15 protein-coding genes and 2 pseudogenes are annotated in these 22,259 nt (G+C 42.4%); 1 reads left to right on the forward strand and 16 read right to left on the reverse strand.

The window, feature by feature from the left end; all coding sequences use genetic code 11:
* Positions 1 to 94 precede the first annotated feature (94 nt).
* The 15 genes and pseudogenes from Q4A91_RS02605 to Q4A91_RS02675 form a co-directional block, all read right to left on the reverse strand.
* On the reverse strand, positions 95 to 688 hold the full coding sequence (locus Q4A91_RS02605; protein ID WP_109289561.1) for a TlpA disulfide reductase family protein: 594 nt from the start codon (positions 686 to 688) through the stop codon (positions 95 to 97).
* Positions 685 to 906, reverse strand: coding sequence for a hypothetical protein (locus tag Q4A91_RS02610; RefSeq protein ID WP_303204468.1), 222 nt, complete (start codon positions 904 to 906; stop codon positions 685 to 687). The genes Q4A91_RS02605 and Q4A91_RS02610 overlap by 4 nt, the downstream gene beginning before the upstream one ends.
* Positions 907 to 1,047: 141 nt before the next feature.
* Entirely contained in the window at positions 1,048 to 1,971 is a 924-nt protein-coding gene (locus Q4A91_RS02615; RefSeq protein WP_303204469.1) for an XRE family transcriptional regulator, read from the reverse strand.
* A gap of 154 nt (positions 1,972 to 2,125) precedes the next feature.
* The gene (locus Q4A91_RS02620; RefSeq protein WP_303204470.1) at positions 2,126 to 2,977 is read right to left on the reverse strand and encodes a DUF4299 family protein; all 852 of its coding nucleotides are present in this window, start codon (positions 2,975 to 2,977) and stop codon (positions 2,126 to 2,128) included.
* A gap of 122 nt (positions 2,978 to 3,099) precedes the next feature.
* A complete protein-coding gene (locus Q4A91_RS02625; RefSeq protein ID WP_001030012.1) occupies positions 3,100 to 4,086 on the reverse strand; it encodes a rhodanese-related sulfurtransferase in 987 nt (328 codons plus the stop codon).
* A gap of 131 nt (positions 4,087 to 4,217) precedes the next feature.
* Positions 4,218 to 4,514 carry a bacteriocin immunity protein gene (locus tag Q4A91_RS02630; protein ID WP_303204471.1) on the reverse strand — a complete coding sequence of 99 codons (297 nt, stop codon included), beginning with the start codon at positions 4,512 to 4,514 and terminating at the stop codon, positions 4,218 to 4,220.
* Positions 4,515 to 4,582: 68 nt separating this feature from the next.
* Positions 4,583 to 5,272: pseudogene (locus tag Q4A91_RS02635) on the reverse strand (lysostaphin resistance A-like protein).
* A 160-nt stretch (positions 5,273 to 5,432) separates the two neighbouring features.
* Positions 5,433 to 6,917 carry an ABC transporter substrate-binding protein gene (locus Q4A91_RS02640; RefSeq protein WP_303204472.1) on the reverse strand — a complete coding sequence of 495 codons (1,485 nt, stop codon included), beginning with the start codon at positions 6,915 to 6,917 and terminating at the stop codon, positions 5,433 to 5,435.
* Positions 6,918 to 7,026: 109 nt separating this feature from the next.
* On the reverse strand, positions 7,027 to 7,950 hold the full coding sequence (locus Q4A91_RS02645; RefSeq protein WP_303204473.1) for a carbohydrate ABC transporter permease: 924 nt from the start codon (positions 7,948 to 7,950) through the stop codon (positions 7,027 to 7,029).
* Positions 7,951 to 7,963: 13 nt separating this feature from the next.
* Positions 7,964 to 8,893: a sugar ABC transporter permease gene (locus tag Q4A91_RS02650; protein WP_303204474.1), complete on the reverse strand. Its 930-nt coding sequence runs from the start codon at positions 8,891 to 8,893 to the stop codon at positions 7,964 to 7,966.
* Positions 8,894 to 9,250: 357 nt separating this feature from the next.
* Positions 9,251 to 11,131: a beta-N-acetylhexosaminidase gene (locus Q4A91_RS02655; protein ID WP_303204475.1), complete on the reverse strand. Its 1,881-nt coding sequence runs from the start codon at positions 11,129 to 11,131 to the stop codon at positions 9,251 to 9,253.
* Positions 11,125 to 11,994, reverse strand: coding sequence for an ROK family protein (locus tag Q4A91_RS02660; protein WP_303204476.1), 870 nt, complete (start codon positions 11,992 to 11,994; stop codon positions 11,125 to 11,127). Before Q4A91_RS02660 ends, Q4A91_RS02655 begins: the two co-directional genes overlap by 7 nt.
* Positions 11,995 to 12,093: 99 nt before the next feature.
* A complete protein-coding gene (locus tag Q4A91_RS02665) occupies positions 12,094 to 14,739 on the reverse strand; it encodes an alpha-mannosidase (protein ID WP_303204477.1) in 2,646 nt (881 codons plus the stop codon).
* 243 nt (positions 14,740 to 14,982) lie between these two features.
* Positions 14,983 to 16,263, reverse strand: a complete 1,281-nt coding sequence (locus tag Q4A91_RS02670; protein ID WP_303204478.1) for a glycoside hydrolase family 125 protein — start codon at positions 16,261 to 16,263, stop codon at positions 14,983 to 14,985.
* Positions 16,264 to 16,391: 128 nt separating this feature from the next.
* On the reverse strand, positions 16,392 to 17,678 hold the full coding sequence (locus Q4A91_RS02675; protein ID WP_303204479.1) for a hypothetical protein: 1,287 nt from the start codon (positions 17,676 to 17,678) through the stop codon (positions 16,392 to 16,394).
* A 230-nt stretch (positions 17,679 to 17,908) separates the two neighbouring features.
* Here Q4A91_RS02675 and Q4A91_RS02680 point away from each other — a divergent pair, with 230 nt between their 5' ends.
* Entirely contained in the window at positions 17,909 to 19,996 is a 2,088-nt protein-coding gene (locus Q4A91_RS02680) for a GH92 family glycosyl hydrolase (protein ID WP_303204480.1), read from the forward strand.
* Positions 19,997 to 20,032: 36 nt separating this feature from the next.
* Here the strand turns inward: Q4A91_RS02680 and Q4A91_RS02685 are convergent.
* Positions 20,033 to 21,711: pseudogene (locus tag Q4A91_RS02685) on the reverse strand (alpha-L-fucosidase).
* Between the last annotated feature and the right edge of the window lie 548 nt (positions 21,712 to 22,259).

Consider the following 22,259-nt stretch of genomic DNA (forward strand, 5'->3'; position numbering starts at 1 on the left):
CTACAATGTGTCTTTTGACACGCCCAGTTAGTTTTCTCATCAGAAAACCCTCCTTTTAAAAAATTTTTTATAATAACCAAATGAGATTCTCATTTCAGTTATTTATTAACTGTTTTAAATCTTTAGACAACATTTCTTCGCTTCCTTGTTCAACATAAATTTCTTTCACTATCCCATCTTTATCCACTATAAAGATAGTTGGAATAGCTTTTACATCCAAGAACTTAAAAGCTTGTAAATCTTGATCTATATAAACTGGAAAGGTAAAACCCTGATCCCTTAAAAATTGATGAGAGGTTTCAAGTGTTTCACGTTCCCCATCAACTATATCCACCATAAAGAAATCAACTTTATCTTGATATTTATCATAAAGGCGCTGAATGATTGGGAGCTCTTTTTGACAATCAGGACACCAACTAGCCCAGAATACCACAACCTTTGGTCTAAACTTATACTCTGACAGTTGAACCTGCGCTCCCTCATTGGAGGTCAACAATGCATTCTTGAATGTTGTATTTTTAGTTTTTGAAATATATTGTTTTATTTCCTCTTCTTTTTTTAAGAGAAGCTCTTGTTTTGTTTCTTCTTGATGATGAGATTCTTGGTTTTTATAGTAAAATCCTGCTAAAAATAAAGAAGCTATCACAAGAATAAACATTGCCTCTACAACATGTTTTTTTGACATCATGGATTGTCCTCCACCTCTGAAATTTTAAAACTTTCGATAATAGATAATTCTTCTGGTAAGATTAAAACTCGCTCTTCGCCAGCATCTAAAATTGCTAAACGGAATGATTCCTTGTTCAACTCTATTTGTACCAACCTTTGCTCAGTCGTGTTATTTCGAACTATCAAACTGTGGCGAGTTTGTGTAAAAGTCTCTAGCGAGATACTAAAATCTTCCATTTCCATCTCCTACCCAGAAAACCAAAAACTAAGACTTAAGAATACTGCAAATCCAAACATTTTTCTTTCCTCCTTATCTCTTGTTCTTTATGATTAAAGTATAACGCTTTCAAAAAGAAAAAACATGACAAAAATGTCATGTCAGCTCTTCATTTCCTCAAAAGTTTTTAAATCTTTTTCTTTTTCTCCTAATATACGCGCTTCTAATACTGAGTCCCCAAATGCTTGAGCACAAACAATAGCTCTGTCATATAATTGGATAGCTTTTTCCTTATCCTGTTTATGAAATAAGGTACACATAGCATCTAGCATATCAATAATTGGCTTGTTTTGAAAATCCTGCGATATAGTCATCAATGTGTTCATTGCCTTAACATAAGGCTCAAAAGTGGAGTAAGATTTTTCCATCCATTGAACAGCTAAAGAATCAAGCACAGTTCTTTTTAACATATAGGCTGTCTCTAAATCTGATGAATTTGTTTCTCTTATAAGTTTTTTAGAAAGCATCCAAAATAGTTCAGGATTATACTCAGTCGGTCTTGCTAAACATGAAACAAAGTACAGCTTTATCAAAAGCAAATCATTCACCGAGTAGTTTTTCCTTATCTTTACTTGCTCAAAATACTCATCAAGCAAAGCATCGCCAAACCCTGCATCTTCACTTACAAAGACATCAAAACTAGCTTGTAAGGCACTAACAGCAATCTGCTCATCCTCAGGTAGACTGTCATAATAGTGTTCGTAAACTCTTTCAAACAACTCTTCCTTAACCCGGATTCTATCATCATCTCCATAAGTTTGAAACTTAATAAGTTTATCCTTTACTATCAAGTACTCTGAAGGTAAAATCATATGATCCATATCTACTATATGTGAAATTGGACAACCTAGTTTGTAAGCTATATACTCTACCTTGGATAAACTTGGGGAAGACTGCCCTGATTCAATCCGTGCTAATTGGCGCACCGTTATCTCAGTTTCATCATCACAAAGAGTTTCACGAGTGATATGTTTCATCTCTCGCAACATTCGGATTCTTTTACCTACTTCCTTCTTGATATCCATCTTAAGATCTCCTGATCATTGTTTAACCAACAATATTCTATTTTTTGTTATATTATACTATTTTTCATTGAACTAAGCAATTTTTGAAATTTCACATTACAAAACCTAACTAAGCTAAACTATCTTTCGCATGCTAAATAGCAGTTGACCTTCTTTACTTTTCTTGTGCCAATTCTTCAAAGTCTTTTCCCAAAATGGCTTGTACTTCTAGTTGATTGGCATCTAGTTGATGGTAAAATGCTGTTGGTAGTGACTCTAGGAATTTTTCATAATCCAAGCGAGCGATGGATTCGTAGTCTTCGGCTTTTGAACCATCACCAGAAATCGCCACTAGGTCAATCTCCCAAACAAGCTCCTTGCCTGCCAGCTGCTCAGTATAGGATGCTGGCACAAAGGGTTCCTTTGGCAAAATTGTCTTGACTCCCTGGGCTAGGTGGTAGATGCCGTGTACCTTGCCTTGGGCGTCTGGGTAAAATTTCACACTGGCAAGGTAGGCATCAGAGCCTTGAACCTTCTTGACCAGCTCTTCAAAACGTGCCAATCCATCCTCAGCCAAAAAGCTCTCGAGGTATTCCTTGTTGAGATAGATAGGGGACAAGAGCCCTTGGCAATATACTAAACGAACCGCTTTGTCAGATAGATAATGCTTGACCGTTTCTCGAAAATAAGCTTCAAATTCAAACCCTTCTACCACTTGCCCCAACTTACTCGATAGGGCTTGGAGGAGGGCTTCTACAATCTCCCAGTCCGCTCTAGTAAGGAAGTCTGGAATCACCACTTGATAGCCTTTTCGACTATCCGCATAGTTCACTTTGAAGAGAAATTGCGACTTACCAACAATCCCACACTCGATATACTCGAGACGATTGAGGGGCTGACGGAGATAGACCGCATCATAACTGTGTGACTCCAAGCCCTCCACCAAGGCCAAGATAGACTTAGCAGTCAAGACCTCCTGTTGTCCTAGAATGCTTTCTTTATTTGGGATAAAAAATGTTTTCGCCATAACCGGCCTCCTTTGAAATCGTTTACACATAGTATATCCTATTTTCCTGAAAGATATAGAAACAAATTTTAGATTTTTAGACAAAAAGCATAGAAAAACAGCCCCTGAGGAGCTGTTTGATGTTATACAGTAGCGACTTGATCCAAGCTTTCACCTATAGCTGCTAGGCGCTCGATTACTTCTGCTTGTGTCAATTCATTTTCTGAAACATAGCGGTTGCGTGGGTGAACACGACACTCGTGTGAGCATCCACGGAGGTACTTGTCTTCATTTTCTTCTGATGTTAAGATACGACGGTTACAGAAGGGATTTCCACAGTTGACATAACGTTCACATGGTGTTCCATCAAACCAGTCTTTCCCTACGATGGTTGGGTTGACATGGTTGACATCAACGGCGATACGCTCGTCAAAGACGTACATTTTCCCATCCCAAAGTTCACCTTGGACTTCTGGGTCTTTACCGTAAGTTGCGATTCCTCCGTGCAATTGGCCGACATCTTTGTAGCCTTCACGCACCATCCAGCCTGAGAATTTCTCACAGCGAACCCCACCTGTACAGTAAACTACGACACGCTTGTCCATGAATTTTTCTTTATTATCACGAACCCATTGTGGCAACTCACGGAAGTTGCGGATGTCTGGGCGGATAGCCCCACGGAAGTGTCCTAGATCGTACTCATAATCGTTACGTGTGTCAAGAACCACTGTATCTTCGTCAAGAAGGGCTTCTTTGAACTCTTTTGGAGACAAGTAAGCACCTGTTGTTTCAAGTGGGTTGATGTCATTATCAAAGTCGTTGTCTTCCAAACCAAGGTGGACAATTTCTTTCTTGTAGCGAACAAACATCTTCTTGAAGGCTTGTTCATTTTCTTCGTCAATCTTGAACCAGAGGTCTTCCATACCTGGGAGGCTGTGAACGTAGTCCATGTATTTTTGAGTTGTTTCGTAGTCACCTGAAACAGTCCCGTTAATCCCCTCGTCAGCAACTAGGATACGGCCTTTAAGGCCGATTGATTTACAGAAAGCCAAGTGGTCTGCAGCAAATTGCTCTGCGTTTTCAATTGGAGTATAAAGGTAGTAAAGTAAGACACGAATATCTTTTGCCATAAGATTTGTTCTCTTTTCTATTCTTAAATTTTCAGAATTTTTCATTCAACTATACTAGTATACCCACTTGGGAAAACGAATGCAATTTATTTGACTGGAAATTATATAGAGAGACCTGCCACTGCACTTTATCAGTAACCATAGCGAATCGCAGATAATTCTCTCAATTTTTTGATTTGCTTCGCTTGAATTTCTGACAAACTTAGCTTGTTATCAATCAACACACGTGAGATGTCGACGTTCATTTGGCTCAGAATAAATGGAGTAGAGGTTCCATCATCCTCTAATCGTTTTTTATAAATCACTAACTGATTTTTCAGGGGAGCAAGTTGAGGCGCAGCCTTTATATCTTCCAATAGATGATCAATGATGGTCATGGCTTCACAACGCCTTTCGCTTCCTCCAGCAAACCATTTTAATGGTGTCATTCTCATTTTTCTCCTGAAATTCGCTTATAAATTGAAAAACTATAATTCCTAACTCTCATGCTAATATTTTACCCAAACACCCTATGTAAAAAAGTCAGTAAAAATGGCAAGGTCGCTACAATATTATTGATCACATGCACCGCATAGGATGGATAAATGCTCTTGGTATAGCGGGTCAAACCAGCAAAAATGATTCCAGATGTTGCAAAGACGAAGATATCTAACAGACTAGGCAGGCTTGAAAAATGAGGGAGAGCAAATAAAATAGAAGGAAGAAGCAAATCAAGACCAAATCTCGAATCTTTAAAAAAGGCGTGTTGCAGTAATCCTCTATAGATTAACTCTTCCATCAGTGGAACCAGAAAGAACAGGGCTATATAGATACCTAACTCGGCAAAATTAGTCCCACTATAACCAATCAATACAGCCCAACCTTCCGCAGTTGACTGAACATGTTTAGCTGTCTGAACGTTCAAAGAGATCTGGAGCACTACCACTAATACTGTCAAAATCGAATACCAAAGCCATTTTTCTCTCGGCACACGAAAGAGATAACCATGGCCTGTCTTAACCAGAATCCAAATCATGACTCCGCTAAATAGCAAACTCAAGATATTTTGAACCCAGAAGAAATTGCCTATCTGGGAAGAAAATTGCCAATAGTTTTGGACAATAAGCGTCAGCTGAGAAAGGCCAAATACGAAAAATAGCTAAGAGAAGACAGCACTCATTTTGAAAAGAAGGCGATATTTTTTCATAATAAATCCCCTATAGATGTATGTGTATCACATCGCATAAACCCTCAGAACCACTCTTTTCATGTTTACATCCTAAAAATCACTACCTCCCCTAGAGAACTAGGGAAGGCAGTGATCACATTTTTAGGAATTAGGAATGAATACACGAAATCAATCGTTCTTATGATTTTTTGTTTTTCAAGAATTCGTCGTATTGTTTTTGCATTTCGTTCAATACTTTTTCATAGGCACCTTCAGATTTCAATTTTTCCATCAATTCTGGGATTGCTTTTTCTGGATCTAAAGTACCAGTGTTGATACCTGTCTCGAATTGTTGCATTGTGTTAGAGATTGCTGAGATTTCAGATTTCACACCGTCAGTGTTAAAGATGAATCCAAGCGCTGGAGATTCTTTAGCTTCCGCCAATTGTTCCTTAGAATCTTCGATTTGTTGGTCTGTAACGTTTTCATTGATATAAAGGAGCCAGTTGTTACCTGTATTCCAGCCTGACATATGTGTATTTCCTTTGTAAGCATCAAGGACGCGTACACGATTTTCTTTACCTTTAATTTTTTCCCAGTTCTTACCTTCTGGACCGTAAACCAGACCGTTCAATAGCTCTGGGTTCGTGTTCAAGAGGTTCAACACTTCCATTGATTTTTCTTTGTTCTTAGAGTTGTTTGAGATAACAAAGTTAGCAACTTGTGTAGTTTGATTTTTCTTTATTAAGTTAGTAATTGGTTTAATTTGGATGTCTTTGTTAGCAACACGTGAGAGCAAACTGTTGCCATAGTCAGCTGGCCCTACTGTTTCTTCACGAACGAACCAAGTATCTTGTTGAAGGTCAAATGTAGTATCGCTTGTTGCTACATCTTTTGGAATGTATCCCTGTTCATAGAATTTATGAAGAGTCTTCAAATGTTCTATGAAACGAGGAACTTCGTAACGGTTTACAATCTTAGTAGTATCTCCTTCAAGGTCAATAACGAATGGAAGAGCATTTGGAACCGGGTAGTCAAAGTTATCAGATGGGATAAAGTTCTTCGTAACTGCAAATGGCACAACATCTGGAGCTTTTTCTTTGATTTGTTTCAAGACTGGTTCAAGTGTTTCATATGAATTGACACCGGAAATGTCGATACCGTATTTAGCAAGAAGAGTTCCGTTGAAGGCAAAGTTTTGAGATGCTGCAACGTTGGCTGCAACTGGAACGGCATAAATCTTACCGTTTACAACGTTCCCTTTAATATAAGCTGGGTCAAGTGCTTTGTAAAGCTCTGCTCCTTCTTTCTTATACAAATCAGTCAAGTCAGCGTAAGCACCTTTTTGAGCATTTACAACATAGTTATCTGCATAGGCGATATCATAGTTTTCACCAGATGATGTGATAACTGACATTTTCTTGCCGTAGTCACCCCATCCGAGATATTGGATGTCCAATTTAGCACCAACTTTTTCCTCGATGATTTTGTTTGCATTTTCTAGCAATTCATCCAAGTTATCTGGTTTGTCACCGATTTGGTACATTTTGATTACAGGTTTTTCACCTGAAGTAGCATTAGCAGCTTTTTTGTTGTTACCCGTAAGGTTTCCACAAGCAGCCAGACTTGTAGCCAAAGCGACTACGCTAGCAGATGCAAAAGCATATTTTTTCCAGTTTTTCATGATAAAAACTCCTTTTTTTTATTTTTAAACTTATAAACGATTTAACGATTTGTAACTTCAGTCGCTAAGATGAAGTTGGAAAGGGAGAAACGGTGTTTCTCAGCAAGTGCTATTCTTTCACACCACCGATGGTCAAACCTTTAACAAAGTAGCGTTGGAAGAATGGATACAGAATCGCGATTGGAAGGGTTGCAACAACAACCATGGCCATACGACCTGTTTCTTTTGGAAGAGCAACTCCCAGTTGGCTAGATAGGCCGACTGCTTTTGCAATGTAGTCCATATTTTGCTGGATTTGCATGAGCAAATATTGCAATGGATACAAATTATCACTCTTGATGTAAAGAAGGGCGTTGAACCAGTCGTTCCAGAAACCAAGAGCTGTCAAAAGCGTGATGGTTGCGATACCTGGAAGTGACAATGGCAAACAGATCTGTAAGAAGATCCGAGCCTCACTGGCACCATCGATACGAGCAGATTCGAGAATGGCTTCTGGAATGGTCTTCTTGAAGAAGGAACGCATCAAGATGATGTTGAATGGTGAGAGGAGCATTGGAACAATCAAGGCCCAAACGGTATCACCAAGTTGAAGCAAACGAGTAACCACGATATAGCCTGGTACCAAACCAGCATTGAACAACATACTAAGAAGGGCAAAGATCGTAAAGAATCTACGGTACTTAAAGGTTGTGCGTGAGATGGCGTAGGCATAGGTTGTTGTGATAAAAACGTTTGTGATAGTCCCCACCACTGTTACAAAAACTGAGATAAAGAACGCTTGGAGGATCTTATCTTTAAACTGAGCTAGGAACTGGAATCCATCTACACCGAACTTCGAAGGGAAAAAGCTATATCCATACTGGAGGATGCTCTTTTCATCTGTCACCGAAATGATGATAACGAAGATAAAGGGCAAGATACAAGAAAGAGCGATCAAACCAGAGATAATACTAAAGAAGATATCTGCTTTCTTACTGAAGGAGTGAATGCCGACATTATCGATTTTTTCTTTTTTAATTTTCTTTTCTGCCATATTCTCCTCCTTTCTAGAACAAAGCTGAGTTTGGATCAACTCGTCTTGCAAGCAAGTTTGATAGGATAATCAGAATCAAACCGACAACGGATTGGTAAAGACCGGCTGCTGAAGCCATACCGATATCTGCTGTCTGTGTCAAACCATTAAAGACATATACGTCCAAAACGTTGGTTACATTGTAAAGCTGACCAGCATTATGTGGGATTTGATAGAAGAGACCGAAGTCTGCACGAAAGATATTTCCGACTGCAAGGATGGTCAAGACTGTTATAAGTGGAGTCAACTGAGGAATGGTTACGTTGCGAATGCGTTGCCACTTGCTAGCCCCGTCCACTGTTGCTGCTTCGTAGTAGGTTGGGTCAATTCCCATGATTGTCGCATAGTACATGACACTGCTATATCCAAAGCCTTTCCAAATACCTAGGAAAAGGAGAAGGTATGGCCAAATGCCTAAGTCAGCGTAGAAGTTGACTTCCTTCATGCCAATGGATGTTAGGAAATGGTTGAAGACCCCTTTGTCAATGTTTAGGAAGGCATCTGTAAAGAAACTGATGATAACCCATGACAGGAAGTAAGGGAACAACATAGACGTTTGGAAAATCTTAACCATTCTCTTAGAGCGAAGCTCGCTGAGGATAATGGCAATCCCTACTGATACAATCAAACCGATAAAGATAAAGCCGAGATTGTAAAGAACGGTATTTCGAGTGATGATAAAGGCATCTTTTGAACTAAACAAGAATCTGAAATTATCTAACCCGACCCATTTACTATTCACAATACTATCTATGAAACCATTACTGGTCATATGGTAGTCTTTAAAGGCGACCACATTCCCAAATACTGGAATGTAAAAGAATAGAATCAACCAGAGTGCCCCTGGTAAAACCATCAAGAGAAAGATCCAGTTATCTCTCAAGGTCTTTGAAAACTTTTTCATAATTTCCTCCCTTTTTATTCCTAAAAACTGATTTCATCGAATTTTTAGGTTTGATAACGATTACATTATTAGTATACTCCTATTTGAAGGCTAGGTTAAACTACTAATTATAGAAAAAACTCCACAAATTATTTTTTGTGGAGAAGTTTTTTATAAGAAATAGGTTTCACGAGAAACACTCTGAACAAGGGACACTGTTCTTGTTTTTATACTCAATGAAAATCAAAGAGCAAACTAGGAAGCTAGCCCCAGGCTGCTCAAAGCACTGCTTTGAGGTTGCAGATAAAACTGACGAAGTCAGTAACATCTATACGGCAAGGCGAATCTGACGTGGTTTGAAGAGATTTTCGAAGAGTATTAAGTCGTATAAATCGTCGATGCGGTCGCAATAGTGTGCCACTGGTTGGCTGTAGTTGCTGCAAAGTCCTTGTCTCCATAAAAATCGTTAAATGGAAGGATTTCAACTTCTAATTCTTCGATGCGGTCAATCTGATCAGACAGATAGGCTTCGATACGGCTTTCTGCTCGCTTGATCCGTTGCAAAAGTCCGCCCATACGGATATCGACTGTATCCAAGCCAAAGACCTTGTTTTCTTTCAACCATTGACGGCTAAAGAGGGCATGGAAGTGTTCAATCTCGCTTCTGAGTTTTGGTAATTCTTGCATGGCGATTTGCTGTAAGCTGACTTTGTCACCGGCTTTATAAGCTTCACGGATGCGTCGTCCCACATCCACTTTGCTACTTAAAATCTGGTTCAACTGAGCCTGAGTTTCAAAGAGATAAGCATAGTTTCCAGCTTTTTCTTTGATTTCAGCAAGCGTCGCAGCGGCCTGAGCGAAGTGCGGTTTGTCCTGTTCAGGTGTCATATGTCTGTCAAGAATCGGACAGAGAATATCCTGATAAAAGACATAGCGGTTGGGATTGATCCCACTGAGATTACCTGACAGGTCTGGCAAAAGGTTAGCTAGGTCAATCTGCATAAATTCCTTAACCGATAGACCTGTATTGGTCTTGAAGTGGGCAGACAAACGGTCTAAGTCATTGCGGTAGCTGAGTTCTGCCCAGATTTGCAGACTTGGTAGAATAGAAAACTGGGCTGTTTCCCCACCATTGTCTCCCCAACCCGTTACAATGACTTCTTTGATGTCATTAGCACGACAGGCTTTGTTGGCTTCAAGAGCAATAAGACGGCTGAAATAGTTGTTGGGTGTGAAACCGATCCACTTCCAAGCACCACCTGCAAAGGCAATATCTTGGCTAATCTTGTGGTGATTGCGGAAATTGCGGTTATATTTTTCCTCGCTATCCTGATAATAATCCCAGTAAACCAAGGTTACACGGTCTTTGAGACGGTCTAGGTAGACACGCGTTTCTTCCGGAATTTCCACATCACGGTCGTACTGGCCATCTGCTGACATGAGTTTAAAGAACATATCGCTCCACATCTGGCAATGGAAACCATACTTGTCTGCAATATCCAGCACGCGCTCCAAGTGTTGACACATGAGAAGACTACGGTCCACAACGCCGTTCAAGATAAGGTAGCGTCCCAAGCCAACCAAGTGGGCTTCATCCATCCCGATATTGACCTTGCGAGTCTGCAGTTTAGACAGAGTGGCAAACATCCCGTCAATCAAATCATAAACTTTTTCTTCACCGATGAGGAGAATGTCTTCTACATCGCGGAGTTCTTGCACTTCTTTGACACCCCATTTGACAAAGGCTGATAAGTGAGCCAAGGTCTGGATGCATGGGACAAAGGTCATATCGAACTGTCGGGCATAGGCTTCGATTTCCTGTAACTCTTCAGCTGAATAAGCCCCACGGAAGTAACCAAAGTATGGTTGCCCCTCAATCTGGTAGGTGTCTTCCATGTAAAGCTCAAATGTTGAGTAGCCCATGATAGCCAAGACCTCAATCATCTGCTTGGCAGAAGCTACATTTAGCACCGCATTTCGAGAACAGTCTGCCATGTAGGCCAACTCTTCATAAGCCGCATTCTCCTCAATCTCGACCTTGTCACCTTCTACTAGAGCTGTTGCAAGAACTGACAAGGCGCGGTAGAGTTGATGGGGTTTGCGATAGGTTAGTTTATAGTGTCCACCCTCACCCTTGATAGAGATAGAGGCTTGGTCAGACTGAGCGACAGCTACCTCTACATCTGGCAGAGAAATGTGATTTTTTAATGCTTCAATAGCTTGCGTTTGTTTAGGACTAAGTCCTGTAAAAACTACCATTGGTTTTCCTCCTGTAGCCAGTTGACAAGGGCACCGTAGAGATTGGCGTCTGCGTGATAGGTGCAGGCCTGGATAACTGGTGCGACCGTGTATTCTTCGTAGGTTTCGACAAATTCATCGACAGCTTTTTTGACACCTTGGATAAAGTCTGGATTCTGACTGATGGAGCCTCCCAGACTAATGACATCTGGGTCGATGAGATACTGAATATTGAGCAAACCTTGCGCCAGATTGCGGTTCATGCGCTCAATAGCTTCTTGGCAAAGGGCATTTCCTGTTGCAGCTTCTTGGTAAATCTTGCGTCCGTCCCAATCAGTCTGACCAGATTTTTCAATTACGTAGCGAACCATGTTTCCTGTAGAGGCTAGTAGCGACCAGTTGTTGAGTTTTTCAGCCGGTTCAATGGTTGTCATGTAGCCAAATTCCCCACCCAAGCCGTGGCGACCACGGTGAAGCTTGCCATTGATAATCATAGCTCCGCCAATTCCTGTCCCAATCACGACACAGGCTGCATTTTCAATCTCTGGATGAGCCAGCAGTTCACTAAGTCCAACACAGTTGGCATCATTTTCTAGATGGGCAGGTAGCTTGTGATGAGCAAGGGCCTCATACCAAGAAAAGCCATGGATGTAAGGTACGGCACTGATTCCCTCAATCGCACCTGTTTCTTGATTGACCGCGCCTGGAACGCTCATGGCAATGCCCTTATAATCTTGTTCTGCCAAGCGTTGGTCTAGCCAAGTCAGTAAAGACTCCAAGTTTTCTGGCGTCGGAGTACTTGTCTTATCTAGTATTTTTCCATCAGGAGTCAGACTGGCAAACTTAATCCCAGTCCCTCCGATATCAATGGTTGCAATGGTCATTGTTCTTTACCGTTAAAAGGGGCGAATCAGTAGTTTATCCTTACTCTTTCGCCCCTCCTTTCTATCTCATAGTATTAGTTATCAAACACTTTAAAACTGTTAAATGTCTTCTTTTTTGATCAATTCTGTACGAATTTCTTGTGGTGCTAAGAGTCCTGAATGAACGGGATATGGTCGCTCAAGTAAGTCCAAAATGGCTTGTTGGTGTTCTGATATGCGAACATTTTCTTGACTCATATTGTAGTAACGAAGGACATATCCTTCTTCATTTTCAGCCACTTTAAAGGCTGTCGGGCAGACTTGTGGCAAGCTGAGCGCCGCATGGCTCAAGAGACTACCAGTCGCTGCCACACTTCCTTCTTGTTTAGCAACTTGAAGACCAGTGAATGGTGTTTGGAAGGCTTTGGCACGACGGAAGGCTGAGAAGCGTTCCCCTGCTTGGTGGCACTCAAGTGTAAACTCGACTTCAAACTCACGCAAGCACTGAGCCTCTGGTGTCGGGAAGTAACCCCAGTCACCTAACTCACCTGAGGCACGAAGAATGGTCACTGCAATGGTGTCATCTCCAAGGATTTCATACTCATGCAATCCTTTATTTGCCACTGTCACTCCTTTTTCATCATCATAAAGGCTGACAAAGGCTTGTTGGTGTTGAGGATTTTCAGGATTTTCCCATGAAGCTGCTGGTTTATTTGGTCGTGTCACCACCTCATAGATGCTTTCAGAATCATTGCTTGGACGCGTGTTATGAGTCTTAACCAAGAGACGGATACGGTGGTCCTTGGCTGTGTTAGTAAAGCGAGTCTTGAAACGGATTTGTGGATTGTCAACAAAGACGGTCATCTCTGTTTCCAGAGGAAGGGTTGTCAATTCTTCTGAGCGCCCAGCTTCACGCGTCATAAACTCAATGATGCCCCTCTGTTCCGCATCCAGTTTTTCGTCTGCACTTACTGGAATTGTCAATTCATGCTTGAGCAAGATCTTGGCAAAACGAGCTGTATTTTCCAAGACCTCATAGCCTTTCAGCTCAGCGTAGATAGGCTCTGTTCCTTTTGGTTGGAAATAGATGTACTCATTCCCGATGTCACCACGGTCTTCAAAGCGAACAACATCCTCATACGCTTCATGAGTTGTCTTGTCGTAGACTGTGATATTCTCATCCACACTGACCGTTACAAATGGCGTATCAATCACTCCATTTTGGTAAATACCGTCACGGTGTTCTTGTTCTCCTTCAAGCAATTGGAAGGTTGCCCAAGAAAGTGGCGCCAGATGAACCGGCACTGTCACGCGCACTTGTCGAGCGATGCGGGCCTGACGGAACTTGTCTTTTGGCAAATCATACTCAAAATTAGCTCCCATATCTTCGATTTTCGCTTCTACAGCATGCCCTTCCAAGTCTTTGACATGGTAGCTTGGCAAGGTCAAGGATGCCATCTTCTTATAGCCTTCTGTTGGGTGCAATTCTTTGAAATCACAAGTCGCCACATCAATCACGGTGCTGACCGTATCAACCTTGTCATGTAGGCCTGTGTTGATGACGGTAAAGAGATGGTCGCTTTGCGCTTCGTGGGTTGCGATTTTGCCCTTCCACTCGTTGAGAAGATTGGTCTTAACGAAATTTCCGACTTGGTTGACCTTGGCAAAACGTGTTTCCATCTCACGGTGAACCTCGTCCACACTACAGCCACAGATACTATCATGTGGCGCATTTTGTAGAAGGACTTTCCAAGCATAGGTCAACTGGTCCTTATGGTTGTGCCCACCAGTGATGACAGTCAATGGCTCCACTACTTGTTCTAGGAGGTTGCTATTTTCTTGGAAAGCTTGTTTGAGGTAAATACGGGATGAAGAAGTGTTAGCAAGTGTATACCAACCGTCTGTTTCTTGACTGGTCAACTCACCTGTAACCGTAGATAGTTGCTCAGGCAGAGCACTTTCTACTGCGTGGATATAGTCATCAAAGGAACTATGCACAAAGGTCACATCTGGGAAGAGTTCATTTGCTACACGAATGGCTTCACTCAGATTGCGCTGTACAGGCTGGTGATCACAGCCGTTCATCACCAACCATTGGTTGGTCGAAGCATAGTCACGCACGTCTGACAATTTTTGTTTCCAAAAGGCCAAGGCTTCGTCCTTATCAACTGGGATTTCATTCCCGTTACTGTACCAGTTAGCAAAGAGGATACCGAGAACACGACTTCCGTCCGCACCCTGCCAGTACATTTCTGAAAACTGAGAAGCAAACTGCTCATCTTTGAGGACTTGGTTGTCAAATCCAATCGGCTTGACACCACGCCCAAAGGCTGCCACATGAATACCTGATTTTTGAAGGATTTGGGGAGCTTGTCCCATATTTCCAAAGGTATCTGGGAAGTAACCAATCTGGGTTGATTTGCCCCATTTTGCACATTCTGCTTGACCAATCAAGGTATTGCGGACGTTGGCTTCACTTGAAATCAAGTAATCATCCTGCAAGATGTAAAAGGGACCAATTTTGAGTTTGCCTTCGTCGATGTAACGTTGGACTTTATCGCGATTTTCAGGGCGAATTTCCAAGTAGTCATCAAGGACAATGGTTTGTCCATCCAAGTGGAAACTATTGAACTCAGGATCATTTTCAAAAAGATCAAAAAGATTGTCAAATAATTCCACCAACTGCATCCGGTGGCTTTCAAAAGGTAAGTACCACTCACGATCCCAGTGACTATGTGAGATAATATGTACGATAACATTTTCCATGAAGTAAAACCTCATTCTAACTTAAATTTTTTAACGTTTTAAATGTAAATTTGTGATTCTGACAAGAATCGGTGAAACTAAAGCGCGCTCCTTATCCTCAATGAAAATCAAAGAGCAAACTAGGAAGCTAGCTGCAGGCTGCTCAAAGCACTGCTTTGAGGTTGTGGATAGAACTGATGAAGTCAGTAACCATACCTACGGCAAGGCGAAGCTGACGTGGTTTGAAGAGATTTTCGAAGAGTATTAGCGAATATCCAGGTAATCCAAGACTAATTCACAGAACATCATGTTGGCCCAAGAAAACCATTCACGTGAGTAAAGCGTTGGGTCGTCCACGTGGAAGCTTTCATGCATGACACCTGTGCCACCATCGCAGGCAACGAGCTGATCGAGTAAGAATTTCTTCTCTGCCTTATCTCTTGTTGTCAAGCCTTGGATAGAGAGGGCAATGGGCCATATATAGCGATAGAAGGTATGAGAACTTCCGAGACCGCTAGCGTATTTCCCTTGGTAGAAATATGGATTTTCAGGGCTCAGAATGGTACGACGAGTTGCTTGATACACTTCATCTTCAATGTCGCAATAGCCCAGATAAGGCGCCGCCAACAAACCTGGTACATTTGGATCGTCCATGATGCTGGCATTTCCTAAACCATCCACTTCAAAGGCGTAAATCTTTTCACCCTTGCTATTAGTTGTGTAGGCGTAATTTTCGATGCCTTCTTGGATTTCAGCCTGGAGACGCTTAGCGTCAGCAATAATACTCTCGCCATCATCTAGTTCCAATGTAGCAAAGATTTCTTGGACATAACCCAAGACGACTACGGCAAACATATTGGACGGAACCAAATAGCTATATTGACAGCAGTCATCACTCGGACGGAAGGCTGACCAAGTCATACCTGTCACTGCAAAGTCAGGTCCAAAGCCATCATTTACCAAAGTGTCTTCCTTACGGTCGGTATCACGAACAAAACGATAAGGAGAGTTCTTGTGGTCCTGCTCTACCGTCCAGAGATGAAGGATCTCCTTAGTTGCTGTGACAAAAGTTTCATCAAACTGACTGGTTTCCCCTGTTTCTTTCCAAAGGAGATAAGCCAGCTGCAAAGGATAGCAAAGGGAGTCCACCTCATACTTGCGCTCCCAGATCCAGCCGTTAAGATCTGTGTGGTCGGTCTCATGGTGACCCTTCCAGTTTTCCTCAATGTTAAAGGAGTTGGCATAAGGATCCTTGAGCACCAAGGTCATCTGACGCTTAACCAAACCTGCAATGGTCTGGCGCAAGAGAGGATCTCTTTTAGCCACATGAAGGTAGGGTCTGAGTTGGGCAGTCGAATCCCGAAGCCACATGGCAGGAATATCCCCAGTTAAGACAAAAGTAGAGCCATCTTCTAAGATTTCAACTGTATTGTCCAAGGTGTCTGTATAGCAACGCTCAAATACATCCACCCACTCCGGATGGTCCTTAGCCCGCTCCGCTACTTCGTCTAGCCATTTTCTAACAATTTCTTTCGAATAAATCATCGTGCAGTTTCCTCTTTCAAACAAGTTTCATGTTCAGTATAAAAAAAAACGCCTCCAAAAGATATACACAAACTAAAGGCGTTTTGAAACAAACTTATGAAAAAAAGTTGGGGCTCTCCCCCAACTTTTTATTCACTTTTCTTTTCTTCGTAAACCTTATAACCTTCGGTAGCCAGTTCAGCTTTTAGACCTTCTAAATCTTTTGATCCCCAGCTTGATACTTTAGAAGCAGCATCAAGATCTAGATTATTGTCCTTCAAAAGGTAAGCTTGATAACCATAGTATTTGTAACGAACTTCTTTTGAATTGCCACTTGACCAAGTTACTTTATAAACTGTTATCAACGAAACTTTTCCATTTGATTTTTTATTCTCTTCTGGGATGACTTTCAAATAACTGCCTTGCGACTCTAAAGTGTAGGTGCTAAAGGAACTATTTTGATTTTCAGACTTGCTATAGTCATCATTCTTTTTCAGAAGATCCGCAAAGTTCTTCACATCTTTTAAGTCTTTCAACCCTTCAACAGTCACCTCGACCTTATTGTTGTCAACAACTTTTCCTTCTGATTTTAACTCATTGATATAGGTCACACTAACAGTAAGAGTAACTGTATCTCCGTTCTTCAAGTTTGTCGGACGTTTGTTATCTTCAAAGTTGAAGTAGGCGTCTTTATTAGGATTTTCTGTAATAGACGCTATGCCATACCCATTAAATCCAGTAAATGTCACAGGAGTTTCTTTGAGCAAATCAGCCGTTGATACCTTCTCATATTCTTTCAAGTTTTCAACTTTGAAAGTTTTCTTTTCAGCTTTAAATGGTGAGTTTTTTGAGCTTGTTGTGACAGTGAACGTAACTTCGTCCCCATTTTTGAGACCATTTGTTTTGTCAAATTCATAATGGACACTACTAATCATCGCTTCTGCTTGTATCAATTTAGACGCCAACTTGCCATCTCTTGACACCTCTGCGTAAATAATAGGATCTTTTTTAGCCAAACCAGCTGCCTGGTCTTTATTAAAGCCTACTTTTTGGTATGCTATTTCTGCTACTTTCTCAGCAATATCTTGACTATTATAAGTTACCGTTCCAGATTCTTCATAACCTGAGAACTCAACTTTAACATCGCCAATCAAGCTTTTTGGTTGTGACTGGATAACATTGTATCCCACAAATGCCACAATAATAACGGCTACTGCCACAAGAGCTGCAATGATTTCTTTGCGTTTTGTTGCAAACAATCCTTTGGTTTTTTCAACTACTTGTTGAGCTGAAGCCTCAGCTGAAGCTTTTGCATCTTCTTTCTGTTTTGGCTTAGAATCTTTCTCTTCCACCACTTCTTCAGATTGGTCATCTTTTACTTGCTCAGAAGCAGTTTCTTCCACAGTTTCTGGTTCTTGAGTAGCAACTGACTCCACATCCTCTACAGGCGTGTTTTAAACTTTCTCTACAGGTTCTTCGTTATTCACATTATTTACCGAATCACTCATAAAAAAATCCCCTTTTCTTTTTTATTGTCTCCATTCTAACAAAAGAATGAATATTTGTAAATTATTAACCGAAATTTATAGGGGCATTTACTTTTTAAAATTCGGTTATTGGCAATTTTATGTTATACTAAACAAAAACTCCAACAGAAAGCTTTTTTATGAAACCACTACTTGAAACCATCGATACCCGCTTTGGGACTGCTAGCAAGCATGCCTTTTCTCGAGGAAATACCCTGCCTTACACAGGCGTACCTTTTGGGATGAATTACTTTGTGCCTCAGACCAGTGACCAGGAGGGAGCTTGGTTCTTCGATCCGCATCTGCCCATCTTTCAGGGGATTCGCTTAACCCACCAGCCCAGCCCTTGGATTGGGGACTACTCATGGCTCCTTCTGACACCTGTCACAGGTCAGCCTGGGGGAAACAGTCTCTTTCACCGCCAGTCTTCTTATGATATAGATAAAGCTTGCTTCCAGCCTCACTATTTGAAACTCTTTTCTCTGCGCTATCAGATTGAAACCCAGCTCACACCGACATGCTATGGCGCTTCTATTCGTTTGGAGCAAAAGCAAGGCAAAGCCCTCTCCCTCTATCTTCACGCAGCAGATGAACTGACAGTAGAACAAATAGATAAGCGGACTCTTGCCCTGCGTCAAGAGGGAAAAACAGAGACCAACAAAAATCCGCTGATACTGTTTACTGCTTTACAAATGAATACGGATATTCTTGCTATCACACAAGAAGAGGGAGACTGGCGAATTGACTTAGCAAGCAGTCAAGCCGAAATCCATCTAGCCACTTCTTTCATCTCGTCTTCTCAAGCTCTGCTTAATCTACCTCAGACGGACTTTGACAGCTGTAAAGCAAATGCGAAAGCGGACTGGGAAAATCTCCTCCATCGTTTTGATATCCTGGAGACAGGAGAAGCTGACCGAACCTTCTTTGACCACTGCCTCTACAGACTCTTCCTCTTCCCGCAGACTTTTTATGAAGTGAACGAGTCAGGGCAAGCCATCCATATGGACCTGACTACTGGTACTGTCAAGCCCGGTGTCCTCTTTAGCAATAATGGCTTCTGGGATATCTTCCGCACCACCTTCCCCCTCTTTGCCCTTATCATACCGGAACACTATCGTCTCTTTTTAGAAGGCTTTCTCAATAGCTACCGCGATACTGGTTTCCTGCCAAAATGGCTGGCTCCAGACGAACGTGGCATGATGCCCGGTACCCTGCTAGATGGTATTATCGCAGATAGCGCCTGCAAGGACATGGCCCCTGACCTAGAAGAAGAACTCCTCAAAGCCATGCTTGAAACAGCCACTAAGTCCGACCCTCTCGGCATCAATGGCCGCCATGGACTAGCCCAATACCAAGAACTGGGCTACCTCTCTACCGACCACCACGAAAGTGTCAGCCACACCCTAGACTACGCCTATAGTGATTTTTGCATCGCCAGCTGTGCCGAAAAACTAGGTCAGAATGACATCGCGAAAACTTATAGAACTTCGTCACAAAATTACCGCCATCTATTTGACACTGCGACGGGCTACATGCGTGCGCGAGATAGCCAAGGCAACTTCCGCCCCGACTTCTCTCCCTATAGTTGGGGACGCGACTACGCCGAATGCTCTGCCATTCAAGCGACTTTAGGCGTCCTCCATGACATCCCAGGCTTAATCCAGCTTATGGGTGGAAAAGAATCCTTCAGCAATTATCTATTGAAAGCCTGTCAGGATGCTCCACTCTTTGAGACGACTGGCTATGGTTACGAGATTCATGAGATGAGCGAGATGGCTACTGCTCCTTTTGGACAAGTCGCCATTTCCAACCAGCCTAGCTTCCACATTCCATATCTCTTTCGCTATAGCAACTATCTAGACTACACTGCCCTGCTCATCAAGACCCTACGTCAGAAGGCCTTTCACCCAAGCTGGCAAGCCTATCCTGGCGATGAGGACAATGGCAGTCTCTCTGCTTGGTACATCTGGTCAGCTCTGGGATTCTACCCGACCTGTCCGGGCAAGCCCAGCTACGACCTCGGAGCCCCTCTCTTTGACCACCTCCGTATCTACCTGGCTAAGGAAAATAAATGGCTGGATATCCATGCCGAGCAAAACCACAGCCACTTCAACTTTGTCAAAGAATGCCGATTGGACAAGGTGCCAGTATCTAGCATTCAACACCAAGACCTCTTGAAAGCTGAGCAACTGACCTTCACCCTCAGTTGGTTACCAAATCACTCCTAACCAAAAGAACCTTTGCATCGCGCAAAGGTTCTTCTTTTATGAAACTTGGACCTGAAACTGGTCAACCAGCTGCCCATCTACCGTCAAATTCAGATAAAAATCTAAGCTTTTATCTCCTGCAAAATACAAGGTTGGTAGCGTTAGCCCTTTTTCAGTCTCACCAGCTTGAAACGCAAGGACTTGAATCTCGTCCCGATAGGCGACACCATGCATACCCGTCCCTAGTTGAATCGAAATCTTAGCTTCTAAAGGACTGCTAGATTCTATGCGCTTAACTGTAAAGTGGACATTTTCTCCCTTAATCACAACTAGACTTTTTTCTGAAAACTCTAGCTGTTGAACAGCTTCTTTTTTCGACAAGGTAGGTGTTTTATAGAGTGAAATCTTGGTCAACAAAGGCAAAGCCTGTGCCTCTGTAATGATCACACGCACCTTCTGAGCCTCTACCATGGATCCTCGCAAAAGGCGTTTATAGCCAACAGTATAGCCGGATTCAAACTCCTGCCAGACGCCATTCAACTCTACCTGAACATGGAAAGCAGCGATGCGTTGCCCCAACTTCAAATCTTCTCTTAACTCAATCACATCAAAAGTTTTAGGGGATCCTAAATCGAGCTCTAATTGGATTGGCAACTCTGCATCACTTGCCCATGAACTGGTCTTCCGTCCATCTGTCAGGTGAGAACAGGCAAAGTCTGGCGATAGAGCCGGACTAGATACCTTGGCTCCCAGAGCCAAATCTTCTTTATAGAGCTCGTCACGATAGGCAGCAAATTCATACAGTCGCCGGATATCCTTTTCGTCAAAGAGTCCATCTTGGTTTGGCGGAATATTGAGTAAGAGTGGAGTTCCCCGCCCTACCGAGTGAAAGTAGATTTCGACCAACTCCTCGAGAGACTTCGGGTCCTGATCCTCATGGTAAAACCAGCCTGGCCGAAGAGAAACATCTGCCTTCCCGATTGAAAATAGCGTTCCCGAGGGGTCTCCGTGCTGTAGATAATCTAATTCCACTTCTGTTCCTAACTTGTCTGGCTTGACTTTTTGCCACAAGGGATCCCCTGCGTAGCCTCGTTCATTTCCAATCCAGCGGATACTGGTCCCTTCAGTTGAGAAAATCAAACAATCGCCCTGCAAGTCACGAATAGTTTCAAACCAAGTCTCAAACTCATAGTTGATCTTCTGGCCCCTTCGCCTCGAGCACCATCCATCCACACCTCAGTGAACTTACCGGCATTCCCATAGGCAGGATTTGACAAGATTTCCTTCAATTGAGCCAGATAGTAGGCATTGTAGTCCGCTTCTCGGTCCACGTGATAGAGGGGACTGTGGGCATCCCAAGGAGACAAATACACTCCCAAATCCATGTCAAACTCAGTCGCAGCTTGGGAAACCTCAAGGAGCAAGTCCCCCTTTCCATCCCTCCAAGGGCTAGCCTTGACCGAATAATCTGTATGTGCTGTCGGGTAGAGGACAAAACCATCGTGGTGCTTCACCACCAAAATCAGTTTTTTAAAACCCGTTTCTTTGAGCACCCGAACCCATTCACGCGAATCCAACTTGGTCGGGTTAAAACGCTTGGGATCCTCTTTCCCACTTCCCCATTCCTGCTCATAAAAGGTATTAGGACCAAAATGGATAAAGGCAGCTAGTTCATCCTCTAAATAAGCTAGCTGGGCTTGGCTTGGTAATGGTCCATGCGGTTTTATTTTCGTCATCATCTCACATCTCTTTCTCTTGTTCACAAAGTTATCCACAACTTGTGGATAAGAAAATATGCCTAAAAACTAGTTTCTCCAAAATCCAGCTCTTAGACTTGGAAGCCTTCACGCTAAACACACCTTTGTCAAACAGCTCTGTACTAGGGTTTCTGCTAGCTCTCTAGCAAGTTACTAATGTACGGAACTATTATCAGGATGATTCAACCCCCTGAGTTGTATGTCATTTCCTCCAAGGCTTATCCACAGACTGTGAATAAACTAGTGTTCCAGACCGCTCTCTCCTTGACTATAACAAAAAGCGATAGCAGCGTCAATATGACTAAGATTCCTTCCTAAATCCCCTGAAAAGATTCTATAATTTGTACAATCGTAGCTTTTGCATTCGCCAGCTAGTGAGAAGCAGCCAGTAGAAAATGACTGCCTTATCACATTGTGAACAGCACAACTGTGGTACTATAATACCTAACAACCTAATCGTTTCTAGCAAAAAATCGGCTCTATGTCAACTGTAGTGGGTGACCTATAACTAAGCACGAGAGGAGACG

This window comes from Streptococcus sp., assembly GCF_030528045.1.
Classification (GTDB): domain Bacteria; phylum Bacillota; class Bacilli; order Lactobacillales; family Streptococcaceae; genus Streptococcus.

What these genes read in the sequence shown, in the direction of transcription:
- Q4A91_RS02605 (WP_109289561.1), bottom strand. Translation starts at nt 688, where the DNA reads ATGATGTCAAAAAAACATGTTGTAGAGGCAATGTTTATTCTTGTGATA.
- Q4A91_RS02610 (WP_303204468.1), bottom strand. Translation starts at nt 906, where the DNA reads ATGGAAGATTTTAGTATCTCGCTAGAGACTTTTACACAAACTCGCCAC.
- Q4A91_RS02615 (WP_303204469.1), bottom strand. Translation starts at nt 1,971, where the DNA reads ATGGATATCAAGAAGGAAGTAGGTAAAAGAATCCGAATGTTGCGAGAG.
- Q4A91_RS02620 (WP_303204470.1), bottom strand. Translation starts at nt 2,977, where the DNA reads ATGGCGAAAACATTTTTTATCCCAAATAAAGAAAGCATTCTAGGACAA.
- Q4A91_RS02625 (WP_001030012.1), bottom strand. Translation starts at nt 4,086, where the DNA reads ATGGCAAAAGATATTCGTGTCTTACTTTACTACCTTTATACTCCAATT.
- Q4A91_RS02630 (WP_303204471.1), bottom strand. Translation starts at nt 4,514, where the DNA reads ATGACACCATTAAAATGGTTTGCTGGAGGAAGCGAAAGGCGTTGTGAA.
- Q4A91_RS02640 (WP_303204472.1), bottom strand. Translation starts at nt 6,917, where the DNA reads ATGAAAAACTGGAAAAAATATGCTTTTGCATCTGCTAGCGTAGTCGCT.
- Q4A91_RS02645 (WP_303204473.1), bottom strand. Translation starts at nt 7,950, where the DNA reads ATGGCAGAAAAGAAAATTAAAAAAGAAAAAATCGATAATGTCGGCATT.
- Q4A91_RS02650 (WP_303204474.1), bottom strand. Translation starts at nt 8,893, where the DNA reads ATGAAAAAGTTTTCAAAGACCTTGAGAGATAACTGGATCTTTCTCTTG.
- Q4A91_RS02655 (WP_303204475.1), bottom strand. Translation starts at nt 11,131, where the DNA reads ATGGTAGTTTTTACAGGACTTAGTCCTAAACAAACGCAAGCTATTGAA.
- Q4A91_RS02660 (WP_303204476.1), bottom strand. Translation starts at nt 11,994, where the DNA reads ATGACCATTGCAACCATTGATATCGGAGGGACTGGGATTAAGTTTGCC.
- Q4A91_RS02665 (WP_303204477.1), bottom strand. Translation starts at nt 14,739, where the DNA reads ATGGAAAATGTTATCGTACATATTATCTCACATAGTCACTGGGATCGT.
- Q4A91_RS02670 (WP_303204478.1), bottom strand. Translation starts at nt 16,263, where the DNA reads ATGATTTATTCGAAAGAAATTGTTAGAAAATGGCTAGACGAAGTAGCG.
- Q4A91_RS02680 (WP_303204480.1), top strand. Translation starts at nt 17,909, where the DNA reads ATGAAACCACTACTTGAAACCATCGATACCCGCTTTGGGACTGCTAGC.